Raw genomic sequence first — 21,523 nt, 5'->3', positions numbered from 1 at the left:
ATCGCAAGAACGCCGTGCTGCTTGCCGAGTACAGGATGAATCCATGCATGGAGAAGATGTGATGACCACACTGCCATTGACCGATCCGCAGTTGTTGCGCAACCAGGCACTGGTTGCGGGCCAATGGTGTGCGGCCGCGACCGGCGGTACCTGCGAAGTACGCAACCCCGCCACAGGCGCGCTGCTGGGCACGGTGCCAGACATGGGTGCGGATGAAACCCGGCGTGCCATCGATGCCGCGCATGCGGCGTTCCCGGCGTGGGCAAACATGACCGCCAGGGAGCGCGCGCACGTGCTGCGCCGCATGTTCGACCTGATGCTGCACCATCAGGATGATCTGGCCGTGTTGATGACCGCCGAGCAGGGCAAGCCGCTTGCGGAGGCGAAGGGCGAAGTGCTGTATTCGGCTGGCTTTCTGGAATGGTTTGGCGAACAAGCCAAGCGCATGGACGGCGACACGATTCCCGGCCACGCCGGTGACAATCGCATCCTCACGTTGCGCCAGCCGGTGGGTGTGGTGGCGGCCATCACACCGTGGAATTTCCCTTCGGCCATGCTTGGCCGCAAATTGGGCCCGGCGCTGGCAGCGGGGTGCACGGTGGTGTGCAAGCCGGCGATGCAAACCCCGTTTTCGGCGCTGGCGCTGGGCGTGATTGCCGAGCGCGCTGGCCTGCCGCCGGGCGTGCTGAATATCGTCACTGGCCAGGATGCGGCGGCAATTGGCACGCAAATGACAGCACACCCGAAGGTGCGCAAGCTCAGCTTCACCGGCTCAACGGCGGTGGGCAAACGCTTGATGGCACAGTGCGCCGAGGGCATGAAGCGGGTGTCGCTGGAACTGGGCGGCAATGCGCCATTCATCGTGTTCGAGGATGCGGATTTGGATGCCGCGGTGGCCGGTGCGATTGCCAGCAAATACCGCAACACCGGGCAAACCTGCGTCTGCGCGAACCGCTTGTTCGTGCAGGACGCGGTGTACGCCGCATTTGCGGAAAAACTGGTGGCCGCTGTGCGCGCACTGCGCGTAGGCGATGGCTTGCAAGGCCCCACCGAGCAAGGACCGTTGATCGACGCCAAGGCTTTGGCGAAAGTCGAGCAGCATGTTGCCGATGCCACGGCAAAAGGCGCGCGCATTGCCACCGGCGGTAAGCGCCACGCGCTGGGCGGCACCTTCTTCGAACCGACCGTGCTCCTCGACGTTGCTGATCACATGTTGGTCGCGCAGGAGGAAACCTTCGGCCCGGTTGCGCCACTGTTCCGTTTCAACACCGAAGCGGACGTCATCGCAATGGCCAATGCCACCGAGTATGGGTTGGCCAGCTATTTCTACACGCGTGACCTGGCGCGCAGTTGGCGCGTAGCCGAAGCACTGGAATGCGGCATGGTCGGCATCAACACCGGGCTGATCTCGACCGAAGTGGCGCCGTTTGGCGGCGTCAAGCAATCCGGTATGGGCCGCGAAGGCTCGAAGTACGGCCTCGACGATTACACCGAGCTGAAATATATCTGCGTGGGTGGGGTATAGCTGCGCGCCAACGCATCCAGCAAGCCGTCAATCTGCTGCGTGGTATGCGCGGCTGACAAGGTGATGCGCAGCCGTGCGCTGCCTTCCGGCACGGTGGGTGGGCGGATCGCACTGGCCCAATAGCCGGCTGCTTCCAAGGCTGCAGACAGCGTCAGCGCATCGGCATCCGCACCCATCAGCAGTGGTTGGATGGCGGTGTCTGACGCCATCAGCGGCAAGCCCAACTGCGCCGCAGCCCGGCGGAACTGGGCGATATTGGCGTGCAGCTGTGCTCGCAAGGCATCGCCCTGTGCCGACTGCACCACCTGCACGGCGGCGCGCGTGGCGGCGGCTTGCATCGGTGGCAGCGCGGTGGTGTAGATGCCGGGGCGTGCGGTTTGCAACAAGTGTTCGATGAGCTCGTCTGTGCCCACCACTGCCGCGCCCACGCCACCCAACGCTTTGCCGAAGGTGATCAAGCGCAGTGGCGCGTCCTCCACGGTAAGTCCTGCGGCGGCGATGCTACCGCGCCCGTGTGCGCCCAGTACACCGGCCCCGTGCGCGTCATCGACATACAACAACGCATCGTGTGCGTGCGCCACGGCGGCCAACTCGGCCAGCGGTGCCACGTCGCCATCCATCGAAAACACCCCGTCGGTGGCCAGCACCGCTACCGCTTGCGCATCCACGTGCAACTGGCGTGCAGCGGCCTGCGCATCGTTGTGCGGATAGCGTTTGAGCGTGCAACCGGACAGACGTGCACCATCAATCAAACTGGCGTGATTGAGCTTGTCTTGCACGCACGCATCGCCCTTGCCCAGCAGCGCCTGCAGTACCGCCAGATTGGCCAGATAGCCGCTGCCAAACAGCAGTGCACGCGGTGCTTGCTGCCACGTTGCCAACGCGGCTTCCAACCCGGCATGTTCGGCGCTGTGGCCACACACCAGATGCGAGGCGGTACTACCCGCGCTGGAGGCCGCATGCAGTGCGGCGATCACCTGCGGGTGTTGCGACAGCCCCAAATAATCATTGCTGCAAAAGTTCAGCAGCGTGCGGCCATTCACCACACACTGCACACCTTGCCGCTGCGTCACCACACGGCACATCCGCGTGCGCTGCGCAGCGCTGCGCGCCTCACGCAGCGCCGCAATGCGCTGGCTCAGCAGCCGCTGCATCCGCAGCCGCAGCCATCTTCCGGTGCGCGTTGCGACGCACCACCACAGCAGCCAGCCGCTTGTTCCTTGACGATGGTCAGATTGACCACGCCACCACTGCAACCACAGCCACCACTGCCACAGCCGCCGTCGTTGCCAACGAGGGTGAGACCAGGAACATCGTTCAGTGCGGTTTTGACTTCTTCAACCACCATGGCGCGCAATCCCAAGCGTTCGAACAGGGCATTATCGCGCTCGGTGTCGGGGTTGCCGGTGGTGAGCAATTTTTCGCCATAGAAAATGGAGTTGGCACCGGCGCTGAAACACAACGCCTGCAACTCATCACTCATCTCGGCACGGCCTGCCGACAACCGCACCATCGAGCGCGGCATCATGATGCGTGCCGCTGCAATGGTGCGCACAAATTCAAACGGGTCCAACGCCACTGTGCCGTGCAGCGGGGTACCTTCCACTTGCACCAGCCGGTTGATCGGCACCGAATCCGGATGCGCCGGCAAATTGGCCAGCGTCATCAGCAAACCGGCGCGCTGACGGCGTGATTCGCCCATCCCCACGATGCCGCCACAGCAGGTTTTCAGGCCGGCATCGCGCACCTGGGTGAGGGTGTCGAGCCGGTCTTGCACCTCGCGGGTGTGGATGATGTCGCCGTAAAACTCGGGGTCGGTATCCAGATTGTGGTTGTAGTAATCCAGCCCGGCCTCTTTCAAGGCCACCGCCTGCCCGCCACTGAGCATGCCCATGGTGGCGCAGGTTTCCAGCCCCAATGCTTTCACCTCACGGATCATCGCCGCCACTTTGGGGATATCGCGGTCCTTCGGGCTGCGCCATGCCGCGCCCATGCAAAAGCGCGACGCCCCGGCGGCCTTGGCTTGCCGTGCCTTGGCCACCACATCCTCCACCTCCATCAGCTTGGAGGCTTCCACCCCGGTGTGATAACGCGCTGCCTGCGGGCAGTAGCTGCAATCTTCCGGGCAGCCGCCGGTTTTCACCGACAACAAGGTGGACACCTGCACTTCGCAGGGGTCGAAATGCAGCCGGTGCGCGGTGGCGGCGCGATACAACAAATCCGGCAGCGGCAGCGCCAGCAAGTCTTCGACTTCGCTGCGCGACCAGTCGTGGCGAACGGGGAAAGCACTGACGATTTGCATGGGGGTTTTCCGACAGACAAGCCAAAGACAAGTGCGCAGTCTGGAATGCATGGACGCCACCGTCAACCAAATCACCATCAGCAAAGTTGACAGACACCTGCGCGCGCCGCTGGGCTGGTTGCTGCCACCCCGCTGCGTGGTGTGCGGTGATGCCGGCATGCCAGGCCGCGATGTGTGCGCGCGCTGCCATGCCGACCTGCCTTGGCAAGGGCTGGCCTGCGGATGCTGTGCGCTGCCGCTGCCCACCACCGGCATCTGCGGGCATTGCCTGCAACAACCCTCGCCTTTGGATGCGGCGCATGCAGCCTTCGATTACAGCTTCCCGTTGGACCGGCTGCTGCCACGGCTGAAATTTCACGCGGATTTCGCCTGCGGGCGCATGCTGGCGCAGTGCATGGCCGAACGCTTCGCCGCATTGCCACGGCCCGCCGCCATCGTGCCGGTGCCACTGCATCCTGCGCGCCTGCGCAGGCGCGGCTACGACCAGGCGTTGGAGCTGGCCAAACCCATCGCACGCGCATTGGCGCTGCCGTTGCGCGGGAATCTGTTGCAGCGCGACAAGCCCACCTCGGCGCAATCACGTTTGCATGCCGATGCGCGGCAACGCAATTTGCGTGATGCCTTTCGTGTGGCCACGTTGCCCGATCTTCCCGCACATATCGCGCTGCTGGACGATGTCATGACCACCGGCGCAACCCTGTACGCAGCGGCACAAGCCTTGCGCAATGCCGGTGTGGCACGGGTGGATGCATGGGTGTGCGCGCGGGTGGCTTAGGGCAACGCTGGTCCAGTTGTGTTTACTCGTGAGACCGGCTGTGTCTTGCGAATAAACGCGGAATCGGCCAGCGGCACCTCAAGCGGGCTGATCCGGGATCAGCGCGTTTTCAATCCAGGCGATCTGGTCTTTGAGCAGCAATTTGCGCTTCTTGAAGCGCTTGAGCATCAACTCATCGGCCCGGATATCGGCCTGCAGGCGCTCGATCGCCGCATCCAGGTCGCGATGTTCCTGCCGCAGCACGGCCATGCGCTGGGACAGGCGGGATTGTTCTGCCGGATTCAGGGGCTGGCTCATTGACTCAGCATAACGCGACGGCAGCCCCCGTGTGGCAGGTAAAATGCACAGATGCACACCATGGATCTGCCCCTCGCCGACGTCTCTGCGCGTACCCCGCGCAGCGCGCCTGTGGCGAACAAATATCAGGCCGATAAACTGGCCAAGCGCCTGCGCCATCAGGTGGGTCGGGCGATTGCCGATTTCGGCATGATCGAAGACGGTGACAAGGTGATGGTCTGCCTGTCCGGCGGCAAGGACAGCTACACGCTGCTGGACGTACTTCTGCAATTGCAGAAAAAAGCACCGGTCAATTTCAGTATCACCGCGGTCAATCTGGATCAGAAACAGCCCGGCTTTCCCGAGCATGTACTACCTGAGTACTTGTCTTCGATTGGCGTGGATTACCACATCATCGAACAAGACACCTATTCGGTGGTCAGCCGGGTGATTCCGGAAGGCAAGACCATGTGTTCGCTGTGTTCACGCCTGCGCCGCGGCGCGCTGTACACCTATGCCGAAACCCACGGCTTCACCAAGATCGCGCTGGGTCACCACCGCGATGATCTGGTCAACACGTTTTTCCTCAATCTGTTCTTCCACGCCAAGCTGTCGGGCATGCCGCCCAAGCTGCTGAGCGACGACGGCAAGCATGTGGTGATCCGCCCGCTGGCCTATGTGCGCGAGGACGACATCGAGGCGTATGCCGAGACCAAGGGCTTCCCGATCATCCCCTGCAACCTGTGCGGCTCGCAGGAAAACCTGCAGCGCAAGCAGGTCAAGAAGATGCTGGTGCAGTGGGAGAAGGACGCGCCCGGCCGCATCGAGACCATGGCGCGCGCGCTGGGCGATATTCGCCCCTCGCAATTGAGCGATCCCAAACTGTTCGACTTTCTGGCGCTGGGTAAACGCGGCGATGATGCACTGCCCAACGCGCACGCCTGGCTGGCCGGCACCGCGGCCGAGGCCGAACCGGTGGCGATGGCGCTGCATCCCGTGCGCAACCACGACGGGCTGGACATCCTCAAGTCCTGAGCCCGCGCCGCGCTTCCCCGCATTTCCACCTGGCCCTGGCCCATCCGCTGGCGAGGGCCTTTCCACAGGATTCCCGAATGTTCTTTCGCAACCTCACTCTGTTTCGTTTTCCCACCAGCTTGAACCTTGCCGATCTGGACGCCCAGTTGGCCGAGTGCGAACTCAAGCCGGTGGGCGCGCTGGAGCTGTCCTCACGCGGCTTTGTGACGCCGCTGGGCCAGCATGGCGATCAATTTTGCCAACGCCAAGGCGACGCGCTGTGGTTGGCCATTGGCGGCGAAGACAAACTGCTGCCCGGTGCGGTGGTCAACGACCTGCTGCAGAAGAAGCTGGCCGCGATCGAGGAGAAGGAAGGCCGCAAGCCCGGCGGGCGTACCCGCAAGCGGCTTAAGGATGAGCTCATCACGGAATTGCTACCGCGTGCCTTCGTGCGCCCGGTGCGCACCGATGCGCTGATCGACACCCAAACCGGCGTGATCGCGGTGGACACCTCCTCGCGCAAGAGCGCCGAAAGCGTGGTGTCGGAAGTGCGCCGTGCACTGGGCAGTTTTCCGGCGTTGCCGCTGAATGCCGAAGTCGCCCCACGCGCCATTCTCACCGGCTGGATTGCCGGCGACCCGTTACCTGATGGCCTGAGCCTGGGGGATGAATGCGAACTGCGCGACCCCACCGACACCGGTGCGGTGGTGAAAATTCAGCGCATGGATCTGTCCGGCAATGAAATCGCCAAGCATCTGGAAGCCGGCAAACAGGCCACGCGCCTGGCGCTGACCTTGGACGATCACGTCAGTTTCGTACTTGGCGAAGATCTCGTCGTGCGCAAGTTCAAGTTGCTGGATGGTGCGGTGGATCAGCTTGAGGCCAGCGATAGCGATGACATCGTGGCCGAACTGGGCGCGCGCTTTGCGCTGATGGCGGGCGAGTTTAAGCGCCTGTTCAACGTGCTGGAAGCCGCGTTCAAGCTGAGCAAGGCGGAGTAACCCAAGCGCCACCCAAGCGCCCTCTACAATGCCGGAATGAACGCATTTGCCGCCGCTGTGCTATATGCCTTGGCATGGGCCGTCGCACGCCTGCCGTGGGTCGTGCTGCGGGCTTTGGCCGATGGCATGGCGCATGTATGGCGGCGGCTGGACGCCCGCGAAGCGCGCGTGGCGCGGCGCAATCTGGAGCTGATCCGCCCCGAGCTGGATGCCGCTGCACGCGAAGCACTGCTGGCCGAGATTCTGCGCACCACCACCCGCCAGGCGTTTGAAACCCTGCGCCTGTGGACGCGACCGGCGGCATGCAATCTGCGCGACATCGTTGAAGTCCACGGCGAAGCACTGTTCGATGCGGCAGTACAGTCGGGGCGCGGCTTGATCGTGGCCGCGCCGCATATGGGCAATTGGGAATTGCTCAATCAATGGCTGGCGAAAAAAACGCCACTGGCCATTTTGTATCGGCCACCGGAATCGGCCATCGGTGAAGCCTTCTTGCGCCGTGTGCGTGCCAATGTGGAGGGTGATGTCGAGCAAGTACGCGCCGAGGCCTCGGGGGTACGCACCTTGCTCAAGCGCCTGCAAAAAAATGGCGTGGTCGGCATTCTGCCGGATCAACAGCCCAAGGCGGGAGAGGGTGAATTTGCGCCGTTCTTCGGCAAGCAGGCGCTGACCATGACCCTGCTCGGGCGGCTGGCCAACCGCAGCGGTGCGACCGTATTGCTGTGTTGGTGCCAGCGCTTGCCCGGCAAAGGCGTGCCAAAGTTTGCATTGCATATTGAAGCCGCCCCAGGCGCCATCGCCGATGCCGATCCACAACGTGCAGTGACCGCACTTAACGCCGGAGTGGAGGCCATAGCACAACACGACTTCGCGCAATATCAGTGGACCTACAAGCGCTATACCCTGCGGCCACCGGAAAGCGGCGAAGAAAATCCGTATTGGGATTTGTATCGTTGAGCGCTGCCTGCAACTGTTGATCAGCCCCTGCGCGCAAGCCCCATGCGATAAAACGCGTCGATCTGCGGCAGTTTGGCTTCAATGCGAAAACGTGCCATCGGATACTCAACGCGGGCGGGTGGCGTGGCACACGCAGTGCGAAGTGCCAGCGCCAGTGCAGTGGCATCGTCAATGCCCACCAGCGGGGTGCCGATCTGCGTCGCCAGATGCTGCGCGCCTTCGCTGGCACTGGCCACGATCGGCAGGCCGGCTTGCATGGCTTCCAGCAACACCAAACCAAACGGCTCCGAGCGCGCCGCGCTGACGAACACATCAAACGCGGCCAGCCAATCCTGTGGTGAAGCGGCAAAGCCGGGCATGATGATGGTTGCGTCGGCCAATGCGCGCAAGCGTTTGAATTCACGGCCCTGGCCAATAATGGCAAGCCGGGCATCGGGCAGGTTCGCGCGATGAAATGCGTCGATCAACACATCCAAGCCCTTGCTGCGCTCGATTCGGCCCAAGGCACCGACCAGCACGGTGGTGGCATCAATGCCATAAGCGGCCCGCAGACGCGCGCGCGCAGCGCTGTCAGCGGTATGTGGCATGGTCCAATTGTCGATTTGCACCGACTGTGAGCGCAACGGTTCAGGAATCGCGGCAAGCTGCCAAGGCGCAATGGCAATCAGGCCATCCAGATCGCGGTGTTGCCGCGCTTTGTAGCGGATATGCAGGGTAGCGACGCGTAAGCCATCGCCACGCAGCCGGCGCAGCGCATGGCAGGCCTTGCTCAAATGGGCATGCGCAACGTCCGGCCGCAGGCGTTGCACCACGCGACGCGCCTGCCATGTACTCAGCAAATTCCCCACCCAAACAATCTTTACCTTCGGGTCAACCCGCTGTGCAATTGCATCTGCACGTGGCTGTCCAGCCGCACGGCGCAAGACAAGACTCACGTCGTGGCCGGCAGCCGCTTGTGCCGCCGCCAGCTCCAAAACGTGGCGCTCGGTACCGGCAAAGCGACTGGTCAACAGGAGATGGACGATGCGCATGCAGCCTCGAATGGGGTGAACGGGAGCATCCCCGCGTGGAATTCAGTGCGGCAATGACCGGCGAAGGCAAGGGTTGGTCGCCCCAGCATCCAGTAACCACCAGCGCCGCCCATTGGCCATGCCCATATCGCGTGCCAACGATTTGCCAACGCAGGCCGGCAGGCCGTCGCCTTCTTCCACCAGCAGCCAGCGCGTGGCGGGCTGTTGCAGTTGCCAGCGCACGCCGTCGGCGAACTGCAGCGCGATGTCCCGCTTGAAACCGAAGTCCGCGGCCGGACGATCGGCCATCAGCATCTGTTGTTCACGCCAGCCGACCAGCCCCAGTTGCGCGTCGGGGCCAATGGCCTGGCCAACATTGCGCATCAGGCCACGTGATGAGCTGCCGTCGTTGAGCAAGGGTGCACCGATCAGCGAATACAGCACCCACAGGGCGGTGAGCATCGCAATCAGCGCGTAATGTGCACGCTGGCGGCCAAACCACAGACAGGCACCCAGCCCGAAGCCGCCACTGGCCACGAACATCCACGCAAGGCCCTGCGCTACCTGTGCATCGCGGCCCTCCATGAAGCTGCGCGCAAACTTGGGGTCACCGGTGAGCATGGCGATCCCTGCCGCCAGCGCCACCAGTGAAAACACCAGCACAAAGCCCAGCAACAGGCGCTGTGCATTGGGTTTGCGCAGCAGGCCCGGCAACAGCGGTGCCAGCGCCAGGCACAGCATCGGCAGTGCGGGCAGGATGTACATGTCGCGCTTGCCGGAGGGAATGCTGAAGAACACAAACACCAACACGACCCAACCCAGGAGTACGGCATAGCGTGCATCGCGGCGCTCAAGGCGGTGCTTCCACGCCGGGATCGCCCATGGCAGCACCAGCAGGGTCGGCAGCCAGGTGGTCAGCGCAACTTCGATGAAGTACCACCACGGCTGGCCGTGGTGCCAGGAATTGGCATAGCGGGTGACGGTTTGCCGCAGCAAAATGTCATCCACATAGGCGCGGTAGGCATCGCCGCCATTGCCCAATGCCGCAATCAGCATCGGTATCAGCCAAACCCCGCACGCCGCCAGGAAGGCCAGCGGGCCAAGCCAGAATCTTGGATTGCGTGCGTGCACGCGCACATCGGGCCAGCCGCGCAGCGATGCCATGCCGGCTGGAATCAGCATCAGCAGTGCGATCACGCCCACGCCCTTGGTAATGGTGCCCAAGCCTGCCGCCGCCCAGCCCAGCGCCCACATGCGCCAGTCGGGGCCCTTCCACACATGCCGCAGCAGGCCATAGCAAGACAGCGTGATCCAGAACACCACCATCGGATCGATCTGCGCTTTCTTGGCCTGGAAGGTGAACTGGATGGTCAGCAGCACCGCCCAGCCGGCGTAGATGCCCACCCGTGGTGTCCATAGCCGCTTGCCCAGATCGACCACGCACCACAGTGTGCCCAGTGCGGCCAACAGCGAGGGCAGCAGGAAGGCGATACGCAGATTGCCGGTCAGCCACAGCAGGCTGGCCTGCATCCACATGAACAGCGGTGGTTTGTCCGAATACAGTTCGATGCCGCGCTGTGGAAACAGCCAGTGGCCGCTTTCCACCATGTGTTTGGCCACCAGCGCGAAGCGCGGCTCGTCGGCCGGCCACGGGTCACGCAGGCCGAGGCCGGTGGCCAGGATCAGCAGGGCAAACAGCCAAAACAGCCAGAGGTCGCGGCGAGTGAGTGTCATGGCCAATAGTCTGAACGGGAACGGTTAGCGTTTTCTCAGCCGCGCACAGAAAAACCCGTCCATGCCGTCTTCGCCGGGCAGGCGCTGGTGCCCAAAGCCGGTGTCGTGGCCGAAGTGGGCGGCCAGTGGTGCGAGTGCGGCGTCGGCGGTGCGGGCCAGGAAGGCTTCGATTTGCGCGCTGTTTTCGGCACGCACGATGGAGCAGGTGGCATACACCAGCGTACCGCCGGGGGCGAGCAGTGGCCACAGTGCGTCCAGCAACTGCGCCTGGATGCAGGCCAGTGCCACCACATCGGCCTCGCGCCGATGCAGCAGCACATCGGGTTGCCGGCGCACGATGCCGCTGGCGCTGCACGGGGCATCGATCAGGATCGCGTCGAATGGCGTGCCATCCCACCACGCGGCGGGCGATGTGGCATCACCCACCCGCACCTCGATCTCCAAGCGCAAACGGGTGAAGCTGTCTTGCATGCGGCGCATGCGGCGGGCATCCACATCCAGTGCGGAGATGCGCAAGCTGGCATCGCGTTCGGCCAGATGCGCGGCCTTGCCGCCGGGGGCGGCGCAGGCATCCAGCACCCGGCTGCCGGCTGCGGGTGTCAACGCATCAGCAATGGCCTGTGCGGCAGCGTCTTGCACCGATACCAGTCCTGCATCAAAACCCGGCAGCTGCTGTACCGGCACGGCGGCATGCAAGCGCAGCGCATCAGCCAAGTATGGGGCGTCGGTTGCCTCGATCCCCGCTTCGCGCAGCAAATTCCAATAATCATCACGCACGATCCAGCGCCGATTGACGCGCAGCCACAGCGGCGGCATTTCAGCGCTGGCTGCAAAAATTGCATCCGCCTGTTGCGGCCAATCGCTGCGGATCTGTTGCGCCAGCCATGTCGGCCAAGCCGCTTCGGGCGCGGCGGGCGGTAGCGCTTCACGGGTGGCGCGGCGCAGCAGGGCGTTGACCATGCCGGCTTGATGTGCGCGCCCCAGTGCGCGTGCGGCATCCACCGTGGCGGCCAGTGCGGCATGCGCGGGCAAACCCATTTCGAGTTGGGCAAGGCCAACCAGCAACATGCTGCGCAAATTGCCATCACGTTGCCCCAGCGGCCGTGCCATCCACGCATCCAGCGCTGCGTTGTAGCGCACGCGCTGGCGCAGTGCCGTCATCGCGATGGCCTCGACCAAGGCGCGGTCGCGCGGGTCGGGGAGTGTCGGCAATGCGCTGCCCAACGCTGCCTTCAGTGAGCGCCCGTGGTGCAAGACGTCTTCCAGCACATTGGCAGCGGTCATGCGGCTGGCAACGCCATCACTCATGGCAGCACATCGCGGCGGGCATTGCGGTAATCCTGTGCACTGATCGGTTTGCCGCCGTCGCGCTGCAAGCTGAGCAGGCGCAGCACGCCTTGTCCGCAGGCGACGTCGATGCCCTCGCGCCCTGCGCCCAGTACGCGTCCCGGTGCGGTGTTGTGGGTCTCATCCAGCGCACAAGCGGCATGGATGCGCACGCGTTCGCCCAACAGCTGCGCTTCGGCCACCGGCCATGGGTTGAACGCGCGCACCTTGTTGGCCAGCACGGTGGCGGGAAGCACCCAGTCGAGCCTGGCTTCAGCCTTGTCCAGCTTATGCGCGTAGGTCACGCCCGCGGTGGCTTGCGGCTTGGGCGGCAACACAATCGTGGCGCGCAGCAGACCCAGCGCATCGGACAGCACGCGCGCGCCGAGTTCGGCCAGGCGGTCGTGCAGCTGGCCGCCGGTGTCATCGGGACCAATGTCGATCGCCTGCGAGAGCAGCACCGGGCCGGTGTCGAGCCCTTTCTCCATTTGCATCAGGCACACGCCGGTTTGGCGGTCGCCGGCTTCGATCGCGCGCTGGATCGGTGCCGCGCCGCGCCAACGCGGCAGCAGCGAGGCGTGCACGTTCCAGCAACCGTATGCGGGAATCTCCAGCACCGATTGCGGCAGCAGCAGACCGTAGGCCACCACCACCATCAGGTCGGGCTTGAGTGCGCGCAGCGTGCGTTTGGACTCGGCGCTGCGGAAATTGTCCGGCTGGAATACCGGAATACCGCGCTGTACCGCCTCCAGTTTGACCGGCGAAGCCGTCAGCCCGCGGCCGCGCCCGGCCGGGCGGTCGGGTTGGGTGTACACGCCCACCACTTCACCGCGCAGGGCTGCGGCACGCAGGCAGGGCACGGCAAATTCGGGCGTGCCTGCAAAGACGATGCGCATGGGGTCAGGCCGCGCTGCGCTTGGCCTTCAGCAACTTCTTGCGGACCATTTCACGTTTCAGCGGGGACAGGTAATCGACAAACAATTTGCCGTCTAAGTGGTCCATTTCGTGCTGTACACAGACCGCCAGTACGCCATCGGCGTCCAGCGAAAACGCCTGTCCGTGGCGATCCAGCGCCTCCACCGTGACGGTGTCGCTGCGTGTCACGTCCGCATAAATCCCCGGCACCGACAAGCAGCCCTCCTGATAGACCTGTTCGCCCGCCCGGGCACTGATCCGCGGGTTGATGAACACCAGTGGCCGGCTTTTGTCCTCGGTCACGTCAATCACCATGAAGCGCTTGTGCACGTCCACCTGGCTGGCGGCAAGGCCGATTCCGGGGGCTTCGTACATGGTTTCAAACATGTCGTCGAGCAAGGTTTGGAACGCCGGTGTGGCCAATTCCGCCGGGTCAACGTCGGCGGCTTTGGTGCGCAGGCGCGGGTCGGGAAATTCAAGAATCGGGAGCATGGACATGGCGGAAATCCGGTATTTGACAGCCCACACGGCTGTCCGCTGCCGATTGTAGCCGCTCAAACCTGCACCATCGCTTGCCAGACCGATTGGATTGTGAGCTATATTGAGCGGGCGACAGGGGATTTTGCCAAGAGCTGCGGGGAGATAGCGATCATGCTTGAACGGGTTTCCAACCTGATGCGTTCCAATGTGCCGCGCTCTCGCGGGCTGCGCACGATGCTTGCTGCTGCATTGTTGACGGTGGCCACCTATGCGGCGGCGGCACAAATGCGCGGTGACCATCCGGATTCTTACGTGGTGAAGCGTGGCGACACCTTGTGGGACATTTCTGCGCGCTTCTTGAAGAAGCCTTGGCTGTGGCCGGAAATCTGGCAAGCCAATCCGCAGATCAAAAACCCGCATTTGATCTATCCGGGTGACGTGCTGAGTCTGGCGTACTTGGATCGAGTGGCGGTGCAGCCGGGCGCACGGACCGAAAGCCCGGTCAATGCCGTGCCGCTGGCGGAAATCGAGCCGTTCCTGAAAGACATGCGTATCGTGTCCGATATTTCCAGCCTACCGTATGTGGTGGGCTTGGAAGATGGCCGTTTGCACGCATCACGGGGCCAAGTGGCGTATGTGCGCGGCTTGGAAGGCATTGCTGCCGGTCAGCGTTATTTGATAGTCCGCCCGGAAAAGCGCTATCGCATGGTAGAACGCGCCGGGATGTGCTGTGACGTGTTCCAAGGGCAGGAGCTGGATGCGCGTGGCCATTCCGGCCCGGATGACGGCACCTTGTGGAGCAATGCGGTCTTTCCGAGCAAGAACACCGAGTTTCTGGGCTATGAATTGGTGACCCAGACGGTAGGCACGGTGACCCGTGGTGAAGTGGCGGGTATTCAGGCCAGCACGGTGTTGTTGGATGCCGAAGGCCGTGATGTGCGCGCTGGTGATCGCTTGATTCCGGTTGAGGCGCAAACCTACGACCTGCAGTTCTTTCCGCATCCACCCAAGCAGCAGGCCAAGTATGGCCGGGTGACGGTAATGTCGGTGGCCGATCACGACAAGTTCGGCGGCACCCGCGACGTCATCGCCATTTCTGGTGGTGCACGCGAGGGCATCGACAATGGCACCGTGTTCTCGCTGTGGAAGCGTGGCGACGCGGTCACCGACAAGATCAAATCGGGGCTGGATGCCAACGACGACATCACCTTGGCCGAACACAAAGTGCGCCTGCCGGATGAATTTGCCGGTCATGCCATGGTGTTCCGCACCTTCGACAATGTCAGCTACGCCTTGGTGATGAGCAGCGTCAAACCGGTGCGTGTGGGCTACGAGCTCAAGCACCCGGACGCGTCCTACTGAGTTTTCAGGGTTTTCCGACCCAGTACCGCAACGGCACCTGAGGGTGCCGTTGTTGTTTGTGCGTGATGCTGGAGGCATGTCAGATCGTTGCGAACATGAACCTCTTCTGCGCCTGCTGTTTAGTGGCGCGCCGGCCTCAGGGCTGCGCCGCCTGCTGGATTCGCACGCCACCGCGCAGGCGGCTATTGCAGCTGGTGCACGCGATTGGGCCAGCCACGGCCTGGCCGCGCCGGCCTGCAATGCCATCCGCACACCTGATGCGGCGGCGCTGCGCAATGCGGCGGACTGGCTGCAAGCACCCGGGCACCATCTGCTGGGCTGGCGCGATGCCGACTACCCCCCACTACTGCGGCGCATCGGCTCGCCGCCTGCAATGTTGTTCGTGGCCGGCGACCCGGCCCGGTTGTGGCGGCCTGCGGTTGCCATTGTCGGCAGCCGGACTGCCACCGCCGGCGGCTGCGCCAATGCCGGGCAGTTTGCGCGGCAGCTGGCCAACGCCGGGTTCTGCATCGCCAGTGGGCTGGCTGCCGGGATCGACGCCGCCGCCCACAGCGCCACGCTGGAGGCGGGTGGAGTCACCGTCGCAGTGTTGGGCACCGGCCCGGATATCGCCTACCCAACGCGCCACCAGACATTGCTGGAGCGCATCGCGGCCACGGGTGCCGTGGTGTCCGAGCACCCCCCCGGTACCGGCCCGCTGCGCCAGCACTTCCCCAGCCGCAACCGTATTTTGGCGGGATTGAGTCTGGGCACCTTGGTGATCGAGGCTGCACTGCGTTCAGGTGCGCTGATTACCGCCCGTCAGGCCGCCGACGCCGGGCGCGAAGTGTTTGCCCTGCCCGGCTCCATCCACAACCCGATGGCGCGTGGCTGCCACCACCTGATTCGCGAAGGGGCCGCGCTGGTGGAGTCGGCGCAGGAGGTCATCGACGTCCTCAGTCCTTCGGTTCTGGAGTTGGCCCGCGCCCTGCGTGGCGAACTGGATAGCGTACCCATCCAACCATTGGCGGCCCTGTCCGCACCGCATCAAGACAATGCCAACTACAACCGGTTGTGGCCTGCCTTGGGTCATGACCCAACCGGTATGGACGAGTTGGAGGAGCGCACCGGATTGACGGTGGCCGAACTGTCGGCCATGCTGCTGACGCTGGAACTGGAAGGACGGGTGGTGGCCGAGCACGGCCGCTACTGCCGAATCGGCGGTTGAGACCAGCAATCAGCAGCAACAGCGCCTTGGTGGCGCAGGCAGGGGGGGATGAAAGAAAGCATTCTGGACGTCCTGCTGTATCTGTTCGAACACTATTTCGCCAACGACATTGCGCTGGTGCCCGGAAATGCGTCTGGCAGTCAAGACGGTGCGTTGATGGGGGAGTTGATCGAAGCCGGCTTCGCCCCCGATGAAATCCACCGCGCATTTGACTGGCTGGATGTGCTGGTCACCCAACGCCCGGCCGCAAGCCCGGCCCGGGTCAGCGCCCCGATCCGGGTGTTCCAGGGTGCGGAGCTGGACAAGTTGGATGTGGAAGCACGCGGTTTCTTGCTGCTGCTCGAACAGCACGGCGTGCTGGATGCAAACCAGCGCGAATTGGTGCTGGATCGAGCCATGGCGCTTGATCAAGACTCACTGGATCTGGATGATCTGAAATGGGTGGTGTTGCTGGTACTGTTCAATCAGCCGGGTAGCGAAGCGGCCTACGCCTGGATGGAAACCCAGATGTATCTGGACGATCCCGAACCACTTCATTGAATGATTTGAACACGGAGGTTGCATGACAGAGTGGTATTACGCCGCAGGGGGCACCGAGCAGGTTGGTCCGGTACCGGCAGAGCGATTGGTTGAGTTGTTGCGGGCGGGGACCATTACGCCCGACACCTTGGTGTGGCGTACAGGCTTGGACAGTTGGCAGCCGTTGCAACGCAGCCTTGAAGAATTGGGGGTGCACGCGGTGCCGCCGTTGCCGCCCACGTTGCCGCCAGCACCACCTCCGATGCAGGCCAATGTCCCACAGCCCGGCATTGTGGTGCATCACGCACCCGCGCCCAAGCCACGTGGCATGTCTGGCTGCTTGATTGCGGTGATTGTGGCGGCGGTACTTGCGGTACCGATGATCGCGATTCTCGCCGCCATTGCACTTCCGGCCTACAACAGTTATCGGGTGCGTTCTGCCGAAGGGGCATGTTTGGCGGAAATGAAGGCCTATGCCAACAGCGCGGTGGCAGCCATGAATCATGGCGAATCCCCCGCAGCGCCACCGCATGGGGCGTGCAGTGAGGCGGATGCCGCAGTGGACATGCAAACGCCGATCACCGGCGTCCCCAAAGCACCGGGCAAGAAAACGATTACCTGCGAAATGCAGACGGCCACCTGCTCCATTGATGCTTCCGAGAACACCCCATGACCCAATGGCATTACGCAGATCGCAATCATCAGCAGTGTGGCCCGGTGGACGATGCCGAATTGGTGCGCTTGTTTCGCAATGGCGATATTCGGCTGGACAGTCTGGTGTGGCATTCGGGATTGCCGCAATGGCAGGCGTTGAGTGATTTTTCCGAGGCGTTGGGTCTGCAAGCTGCTGCGCCAGCCTCACCCTATATGCCGCCGACCAGCGAGGTGGTCGGCGAGAATCCCATTGTCCAAGGTGGCGAGGTGGTGTACGCAGGGTTTTGGAAGCGGGTGGCGGCTTACATCATTGATGGCTTCATTGCCGGCATCGTGGGCGGCATGATCGGCGGAGTCATTGGCGCAATGATGGGCGTTGCCTCCATGGGCGATCCCAGTGGCGGCAAATTCCTCGCCGTACAGCTGCTCAGTAATCTGGTGGGGATGGTCATTGGTGTTGCCTATTTTGCTGGGATGCATGCCTCCAGTGCGATGGCCACACTGGGCAAAATGGCAGTCGGTATTAAGGTGGTTCGCTCGGATGGGCAGAAGATCAGTTTTTTGCGCGGTGTGGGGCGCTACTTTGGACTGATCGTGAGTTCATTGACGCTGTGCATTGGCTTTGCAATGGCCGGCTTCACCGAGCGCAAGCGCGCCCTGCACGACATGATGTGTGACACCCTCGTGGTGGATAAATGGGCATTTACCTCGCACCCCGAATGGCAGCGCAAAGAGCTGGGGGCCGTCACCATCACCATCTTGGTGTTGGGTGGTTTGTTGCTCGTGGTTGGGGTGCTGGCCATTATGGCGGCGGTGGTGTTTGCGGCTCGTGCCAGCCACTAAAGACAGGCTTTGCAATATCGCGGCGCTTGACACGGGGCATACATTCGTGATTCCACTATAAATAGCGCCCGGGGCATCTGCTCCGGGCGTTGGCATCTTCGCCGGCTGCATGCACCGGCTCACTGCACTTCGGAAAACCGCGTCGCCATGGCTAAAAATCTGCTTATCGTCGAATCGCCCGCCAAGGCCAAGACGATCAATAAATATCTCGGCAAGGACTTCACCGTTCTCGCCAGCTATGGCCATGTGCGCGATCTGGTGCCGAAGGAAGGTGCGGTAGATCCGGACAACGGGTTTGCGATGCGCTACGAGACCATCGAGAAAAACGAGCGCCATGTGGATGCGATTGCCAAGGCCGCCAAATCCGCCGACCACTTGTTCCTGGCCACCGACCCGGACCGCGAAGGGGAGGCGATCAGCTGGCATATCGCCGAGATTCTGAAGCAGCGCAACCTGCTGCAAGGCAAGAGCTTGCAGCGCGTGGTGTTTACCGAAATCACTCCGCGGGCGATCAAGGACGCGATGACCCAGCCGCGTGATATCGCCTCGGACTTGGTGGATGCGCAGCAGGCGCGGCGCGCGCTGGACTATCTGGTGGGCTTCAACCTGTCGCCGGTGCTGTGGCGCAAGATCAAGGCCGGGCTGTCGGCCGGGCGCGTGCAGTCGCCGGCGCTGCGCATGATCGTGGAGCGCGAAGAAGAAATCGAAGCCTTCATCGCCCACGAATACTGGTCGGTGGAAGCCGAATGCGCGCATCCCGCGCAAGCCTTCACCGCCAAACTCATCAAATTGGATGGCAAGAAGTTTGCGCAGGATACCGGCAAGCTGGAATTCACCCTGACCGACGCCAACGCCGCGGAAGCGGCGCGCCTGCGCATCCAGCAGGCTGCCGCCGGCAAGTTGCATGTGACAGATGTCACCAGCAAAGAGCGCAAGCGCCGGCCGTCGCCGCCGTTCACCACCTCCACCTTGCAGCAGGAAGCGGCGCGCAAGCTGGGCTTCACCACCCGCAAGACCATGCAGGTGGCGCAAAAATTGTATGAAGGTGTGGCCATTGGTGATGAAGGCGCGGTGGGCCTGATCAGCTATATGCGTACCGACTCGGTGAGCCTGTCGCAAGATGCCTTGGCCGATATTCGCGACGTGATTGCGCGCGATTTTGGTACGGCCTCACTGCCCGACAAACCCAATTTCTATCAGACCAAAGCCAAGAACGCGCAGGAAGCGCACGAAGCCGTGCGCCCCACTTCGGCACTGCGCACTCCCACCCAAGTGGCGCGGTTTTTGACCGACGACGAGCGCAAGCTGTACGAGCTGATCTGGAAGCGTGCGGTGGCCAGCCAGATGATTCCGGCCACGCTCAATACCGTCAGTGTGGATTTGAGTGCGGGCAGCGAACACGCCTTCCGCGCCAGCGGCACCACCGTGGTCGTGCCCGGTTTTCTGGCAGTGTATGAAGAAGGCAAAGACAGCAAGAGCAAGGACGATGAGGACGAAGGCCGCAAGCTGCCGCTGATGAAGCTGGGCGATACGGTGCCACTGGATCGCATCCATACCGACCAACACTTCACCCAGCCACCGCCGCGGTTCACCGAAGCCTCGCTGGTGAAAGCGCTGGAGGAATATGGCATCGGCCGGCCGTCCACCTACGCATCGATCATCCAAACCCTGCTCGGCAAGCAGTACGCGCTGCTGGAAGGGCGCGCCTTCAAGCCCACCGATATTGGCCGCGCGGTGAGCAAATTCCTGTCCAATCACTTCCCCAAATATGTCGATTACGACTTCACCGCCAATCTGGAAGACGAGTTGGATGCGGTGAGCCGTGGCGAAGAAAATTGGATCCCCCTGATGGAGAAATTCTGGGGTCCGTTCAAGGAATTGGTGGATGACAAAAAGGTCTCGCTGGACAAGGCCGACGCCGGCAGCGTGCGCGTGTTGGGCGTGGATCCCGCCAGTGGCCGCCCGTTGAGTGCGCGCATTGGCCGGTTTGGCCCGCTGGTGCAAATTGGCACCGTGGAAGACGAGGAAAAACCGCGGTTTGCCTCGCTCAAACCGGGTCAAAGCATCTACAGCATCAGCCTGCCGGAGGCGCTCCAGTTGTTCGAGATGCCGCGCCAGCTGGGCGTTGATGCCAACGGCGAGGAAGTGAGCGTGGGGATCGGCCGGTTTGGCCCGTTCGCCAAGCGTGGCAGCACCTATGCCTCATTGAAGAAAGAAGATGACCCGTATGCCATCACTTTGGCGCGTGCCATTTTCCTGATCGAAGAAAAAGAAGAAATCGCCCGCAACCGGGTCATCAAGCAATGGCCCGACAGCGACATCCAGGTTCTCAATGGCCGCTTCGGGCCGTATCTGTCCGATGGCGTGCTCAACGGCAAAATTCCAAAAGACCGCGAGCCGGCAGCGTTGACCCTGGCCGAAGTGCAGCAGTTGATGGCTGACACCGGCAAGCCTGCGCGCAAGGGGTTTGGCGCGAAAAAGACGGTGGTCAAAAAAGCTGCAGCGAAGAAAGCGACAGCGAAAAAAACCGCCGCTGACAAGCCAGCCAGGAAAGCCGCCGCCAAGAAGCCTGCGGCGAAAAAGGCGGCCCCAAAAGCCGTTGCCAAAAAATCACCGCTTCTGTATTCCAGCGGTATTGCGCCGGCCAAGCCACTGCTCACTGCAGCCAAAGTCGAGCCTGGTAAAAAGCGGGTGGTGAAAAAAACCAACCATGGCGATGCCCCGTTTTGAAATCCATTGACACCATCACCGCGCTACTGCGTCAAGGTGGCGTGATTGCCTACCCCACTGAAGGCGTGTGGGGCTTGGGCTGCGATCCGCACAACGAAGTGGCGGTATTGCGATTACTGGCGCTCAAGCAGCGCGATGTGGCCAAAGGCTTGATCCTGATCGCCAGCGATGAAGCCCAGTTGGCGGCGTTCATCGAGACTTCGCCATTGAGCCAGGCACAGCTTGCGCAGGTACGCGCCAGCTGGCCGGGGCCAAATACGTGGATCGTGCCGGCATCGGCCAATGCACCGCGTTGGATCACCGGTGCGCACACCGGCATCGCCGTGCGCGTGACGGCGCACCCGCTGGTGCGGGCACTGTGCGATACCTTCGGTGGCGCACTGGTGTCCACCAGCGCCAATATCGCCAGCGAGCCCTCGCCGTGCAGCCGCGCCGAACTCGATCCGCGCATCCTTGCGGGTGTGGATGCCATCAGCGAAGGCGAGACCTTGGGCCGCCAGCAGCCCAGCACCATTCGCGATGCGCGCAGCGGCAGCACGTTGCGCTGAAACCCGCAGGGGCCTTGTGTTTGCGGGCCCCGGAAGCAGTTTCAAGCGCAACAAAAATTTTCTTCGCCAGACTACTTGTTGCGTCGCACAAAGTGTGGTTTAGTCGGGTTGTGCACTGCGTCAAACCGGGATTGTTGCCGCGCGGTGTTCTCCACTTTCAATCACATTGGACACTACGATGCGGCGCAGCCCGACTCGGGGTTTGTATGACCCTGCCAGCGAACATGACTCTTGCGGTTTTGGCCTGATTGCACAGGTAGACGGCACATGCTCGCGGTCGATCATCGATGGCGCGTTGCAAGCCTTGTCGAATATGGCGCATCGCGGCGGGGTGGCGGCCGATGG

19 protein-coding genes and 1 pseudogene are annotated in these 21,523 nt (G+C 62.9%); 12 read left to right on the top strand and 8 right to left on the bottom strand.

Annotation, left to right across the window (positions count from 1 at the left end; all coding sequences use genetic code 11):
• Positions 1-43 precede the first annotated feature (43 nt).
• Complete coding sequence (locus QWB57_RS11320) at positions 44-1,525, top strand: NAD-dependent succinate-semialdehyde dehydrogenase (RefSeq protein WP_288969608.1); 1,482 nt, start codon at positions 44-46, stop codon at positions 1,523-1,525.
• Here QWB57_RS11320 and bioF read toward each other — a convergent pair.
• A complete protein-coding gene (gene bioF / locus QWB57_RS11315; protein ID WP_223629714.1) occupies positions 1,486-2,679 on the bottom strand; it encodes an 8-amino-7-oxononanoate synthase in 1,194 nt (397 codons plus the stop codon). The two genes, QWB57_RS11320 and bioF, sit on opposite strands and share 40 nt — an antisense overlap.
• A 197-nt stretch (positions 2,680-2,876) precedes the next feature.
• Positions 2,877-3,827, bottom strand: a pseudogene (gene bioB / locus QWB57_RS11310) (biotin synthase BioB); the annotation flags it as partial.
• Positions 3,828-3,984: 157 nt separating this feature from the next.
• Here bioB and QWB57_RS11305 point away from each other — a divergent pair.
• On the top strand, positions 3,985-4,602 hold the full coding sequence (locus QWB57_RS11305) for a ComF family protein (protein ID WP_288969620.1): 618 nt from the start codon (positions 3,985-3,987) through the stop codon (positions 4,600-4,602).
• A 78-nt stretch (positions 4,603-4,680) separates the two neighbouring features.
• On the opposite strand, the gene QWB57_RS11300 is transcribed toward QWB57_RS11305, so the two are convergent.
• Positions 4,681-4,899, bottom strand: coding sequence for a YdcH family protein (locus QWB57_RS11300; protein WP_223629712.1), 219 nt, complete (start codon positions 4,897-4,899; stop codon positions 4,681-4,683).
• A 51-nt stretch (positions 4,900-4,950) separates the two neighbouring features.
• Here QWB57_RS11300 and ttcA point away from each other — a divergent pair, with 51 nt between their 5' ends.
• From ttcA to QWB57_RS11285, 3 genes are all read left to right on the top strand, one after another.
• Complete coding sequence (gene ttcA, locus QWB57_RS11295; protein WP_288969606.1) at positions 4,951-5,913, top strand: tRNA 2-thiocytidine(32) synthetase TtcA; 963 nt, start codon at positions 4,951-4,953, stop codon at positions 5,911-5,913.
• A gap of 77 nt (positions 5,914-5,990) precedes the next feature.
• Positions 5,991-6,893: a recombination-associated protein RdgC gene (locus QWB57_RS11290; RefSeq protein ID WP_288969605.1), complete on the top strand. Its 903-nt coding sequence runs from the start codon at positions 5,991-5,993 to the stop codon at positions 6,891-6,893.
• A gap of 36 nt (positions 6,894-6,929) precedes the next feature.
• The gene (locus QWB57_RS11285) at positions 6,930-7,850 is read left to right on the top strand and encodes a lauroyl acyltransferase (RefSeq protein WP_223629709.1); all 921 of its coding nucleotides are present in this window, start codon (positions 6,930-6,932) and stop codon (positions 7,848-7,850) included.
• 20 nt (positions 7,851-7,870) lie between these two features.
• Here QWB57_RS11285 and QWB57_RS11280 read toward each other — a convergent pair whose 3' ends face one another.
• From QWB57_RS11280 to def, 5 genes are read right to left on the bottom strand one after another with little or no spacing between them, the layout of a single operon-like run.
• Positions 7,871-8,881: a glycosyltransferase gene (locus tag QWB57_RS11280; RefSeq protein WP_288969603.1), complete on the bottom strand. Its 1,011-nt coding sequence runs from the start codon at positions 8,879-8,881 to the stop codon at positions 7,871-7,873.
• 42 nt (positions 8,882-8,923) lie between these two features.
• On the bottom strand, positions 8,924-10,594 hold the full coding sequence (locus tag QWB57_RS11275; protein WP_288969601.1) for a glycosyltransferase family 39 protein: 1,671 nt from the start codon (positions 10,592-10,594) through the stop codon (positions 8,924-8,926).
• Positions 10,595-10,618: 24 nt separating this feature from the next.
• On the bottom strand, positions 10,619-11,902 hold the full coding sequence (gene rsmB / locus QWB57_RS11270; RefSeq protein ID WP_288969599.1) for a 16S rRNA (cytosine(967)-C(5))-methyltransferase RsmB: 1,284 nt from the start codon (positions 11,900-11,902) through the stop codon (positions 10,619-10,621).
• On the bottom strand, positions 11,899-12,816 hold the full coding sequence (fmt, locus tag QWB57_RS11265; RefSeq protein WP_288969598.1) for a methionyl-tRNA formyltransferase: 918 nt from the start codon (positions 12,814-12,816) through the stop codon (positions 11,899-11,901). Before fmt ends, rsmB begins: the two co-directional genes overlap by 4 nt.
• Positions 12,817-12,820: 4 nt before the next feature.
• A complete protein-coding gene (gene def / locus QWB57_RS11260) occupies positions 12,821-13,333 on the bottom strand; it encodes a peptide deformylase (protein ID WP_223629704.1) in 513 nt (170 codons plus the stop codon).
• 177 nt (positions 13,334-13,510) lie between these two features.
• On the opposite strand from def, the gene QWB57_RS11255 reads away from it, so the two are divergent.
• From QWB57_RS11255 to QWB57_RS11225, 7 genes are all read left to right on the top strand, one after another.
• The gene (locus QWB57_RS11255) at positions 13,511-14,677 is read left to right on the top strand and encodes a LysM peptidoglycan-binding domain-containing protein (RefSeq protein ID WP_223629735.1); all 1,167 of its coding nucleotides are present in this window, start codon (positions 13,511-13,513) and stop codon (positions 14,675-14,677) included.
• 76 nt (positions 14,678-14,753) lie between these two features.
• The gene (gene dprA, locus QWB57_RS11250) at positions 14,754-15,884 is read left to right on the top strand and encodes a DNA-processing protein DprA (RefSeq protein ID WP_288969596.1); all 1,131 of its coding nucleotides are present in this window, start codon (positions 14,754-14,756) and stop codon (positions 15,882-15,884) included.
• Positions 15,885-15,932: 48 nt separating this feature from the next.
• Complete coding sequence (locus QWB57_RS11245) at positions 15,933-16,424, top strand: DUF494 family protein (protein WP_223629702.1); 492 nt, start codon at positions 15,933-15,935, stop codon at positions 16,422-16,424.
• A 22-nt stretch (positions 16,425-16,446) separates the two neighbouring features.
• On the top strand, positions 16,447-17,076 hold the full coding sequence (locus QWB57_RS11240; RefSeq protein WP_223629701.1) for a DUF4339 domain-containing protein: 630 nt from the start codon (positions 16,447-16,449) through the stop codon (positions 17,074-17,076).
• Complete coding sequence (locus tag QWB57_RS11235; RefSeq protein ID WP_288969594.1) at positions 17,073-17,900, top strand: RDD family protein; 828 nt, start codon at positions 17,073-17,075, stop codon at positions 17,898-17,900. The genes QWB57_RS11240 and QWB57_RS11235 overlap by 4 nt, the downstream gene beginning before the upstream one ends.
• Before the next feature lie 147 nt (positions 17,901-18,047).
• The gene (locus QWB57_RS11230; protein WP_288969593.1) at positions 18,048-20,630 is read left to right on the top strand and encodes a DNA topoisomerase I; all 2,583 of its coding nucleotides are present in this window, start codon (positions 18,048-18,050) and stop codon (positions 20,628-20,630) included.
• Positions 20,627-21,178: a Sua5/YciO/YrdC/YwlC family protein gene (locus tag QWB57_RS11225; protein WP_223629698.1), complete on the top strand. Its 552-nt coding sequence runs from the start codon at positions 20,627-20,629 to the stop codon at positions 21,176-21,178. The genes QWB57_RS11230 and QWB57_RS11225 overlap by 4 nt, the downstream gene beginning before the upstream one ends.
• Positions 21,179-21,523 lie beyond the last annotated feature (345 nt).

It is taken from the genome of uncultured Thermomonas sp. (assembly GCF_937872235.1).
GTDB classification, from domain to species: domain Bacteria; phylum Pseudomonadota; class Gammaproteobacteria; order Xanthomonadales; family Xanthomonadaceae; genus Thermomonas; species Thermomonas beijingensis.
Note: the sequence above shows the minus strand (reverse complement) of the source record. Positions and strands in the feature narration are given on the sequence as shown.

What these genes read in the sequence shown, in the direction of transcription:
- bioF (WP_223629714.1), bottom strand. Translation starts at nt 2,679, where the DNA reads ATGCAGCGGCTGCTGAGCCAGCGCATTGCGGCGCTGCGTGAGGCGCGC.
- QWB57_RS11305 (WP_288969620.1), top strand. Translation starts at nt 3,985, where the DNA reads ATGCCAGGCCGCGATGTGTGCGCGCGCTGCCATGCCGACCTGCCTTGG.
- fmt (WP_288969598.1), bottom strand. Translation starts at nt 12,816, where the DNA reads ATGCGCATCGTCTTTGCAGGCACGCCCGAATTTGCCGTGCCCTGCCTG.
- QWB57_RS11320 (WP_288969608.1), top strand. Translation starts at nt 44, where the DNA reads ATGCATGGAGAAGATGTGATGACCACACTGCCATTGACCGATCCGCAG.
- QWB57_RS11235 (WP_288969594.1), top strand. Translation starts at nt 17,073, where the DNA reads ATGACCCAATGGCATTACGCAGATCGCAATCATCAGCAGTGTGGCCCG.
- QWB57_RS11275 (WP_288969601.1), bottom strand. Translation starts at nt 10,594, where the DNA reads ATGACACTCACTCGCCGCGACCTCTGGCTGTTTTGGCTGTTTGCCCTG.
- QWB57_RS11230 (WP_288969593.1), top strand. Translation starts at nt 18,048, where the DNA reads ATGGCTAAAAATCTGCTTATCGTCGAATCGCCCGCCAAGGCCAAGACG.
- QWB57_RS11255 (WP_223629735.1), top strand. Translation starts at nt 13,511, where the DNA reads ATGCGTTCCAATGTGCCGCGCTCTCGCGGGCTGCGCACGATGCTTGCT.
- rsmB (WP_288969599.1), bottom strand. Translation starts at nt 11,902, where the DNA reads ATGAGTGATGGCGTTGCCAGCCGCATGACCGCTGCCAATGTGCTGGAA.
- def (WP_223629704.1), bottom strand. Translation starts at nt 13,333, where the DNA reads ATGTCCATGCTCCCGATTCTTGAATTTCCCGACCCGCGCCTGCGCACC.
- QWB57_RS11300 (WP_223629712.1), bottom strand. Translation starts at nt 4,899, where the DNA reads ATGAGCCAGCCCCTGAATCCGGCAGAACAATCCCGCCTGTCCCAGCGC.
- QWB57_RS11285 (WP_223629709.1), top strand. Translation starts at nt 6,930, where the DNA reads ATGAACGCATTTGCCGCCGCTGTGCTATATGCCTTGGCATGGGCCGTC.
- QWB57_RS11290 (WP_288969605.1), top strand. Translation starts at nt 5,991, where the DNA reads ATGTTCTTTCGCAACCTCACTCTGTTTCGTTTTCCCACCAGCTTGAAC.
- QWB57_RS11245 (WP_223629702.1), top strand. Translation starts at nt 15,933, where the DNA reads ATGAAAGAAAGCATTCTGGACGTCCTGCTGTATCTGTTCGAACACTAT.
- ttcA (WP_288969606.1), top strand. Translation starts at nt 4,951, where the DNA reads ATGCACACCATGGATCTGCCCCTCGCCGACGTCTCTGCGCGTACCCCG.
- dprA (WP_288969596.1), top strand. Translation starts at nt 14,754, where the DNA reads ATGTCAGATCGTTGCGAACATGAACCTCTTCTGCGCCTGCTGTTTAGT.
- QWB57_RS11240 (WP_223629701.1), top strand. Translation starts at nt 16,447, where the DNA reads ATGACAGAGTGGTATTACGCCGCAGGGGGCACCGAGCAGGTTGGTCCG.
- QWB57_RS11280 (WP_288969603.1), bottom strand. Translation starts at nt 8,881, where the DNA reads ATGCGCATCGTCCATCTCCTGTTGACCAGTCGCTTTGCCGGTACCGAG.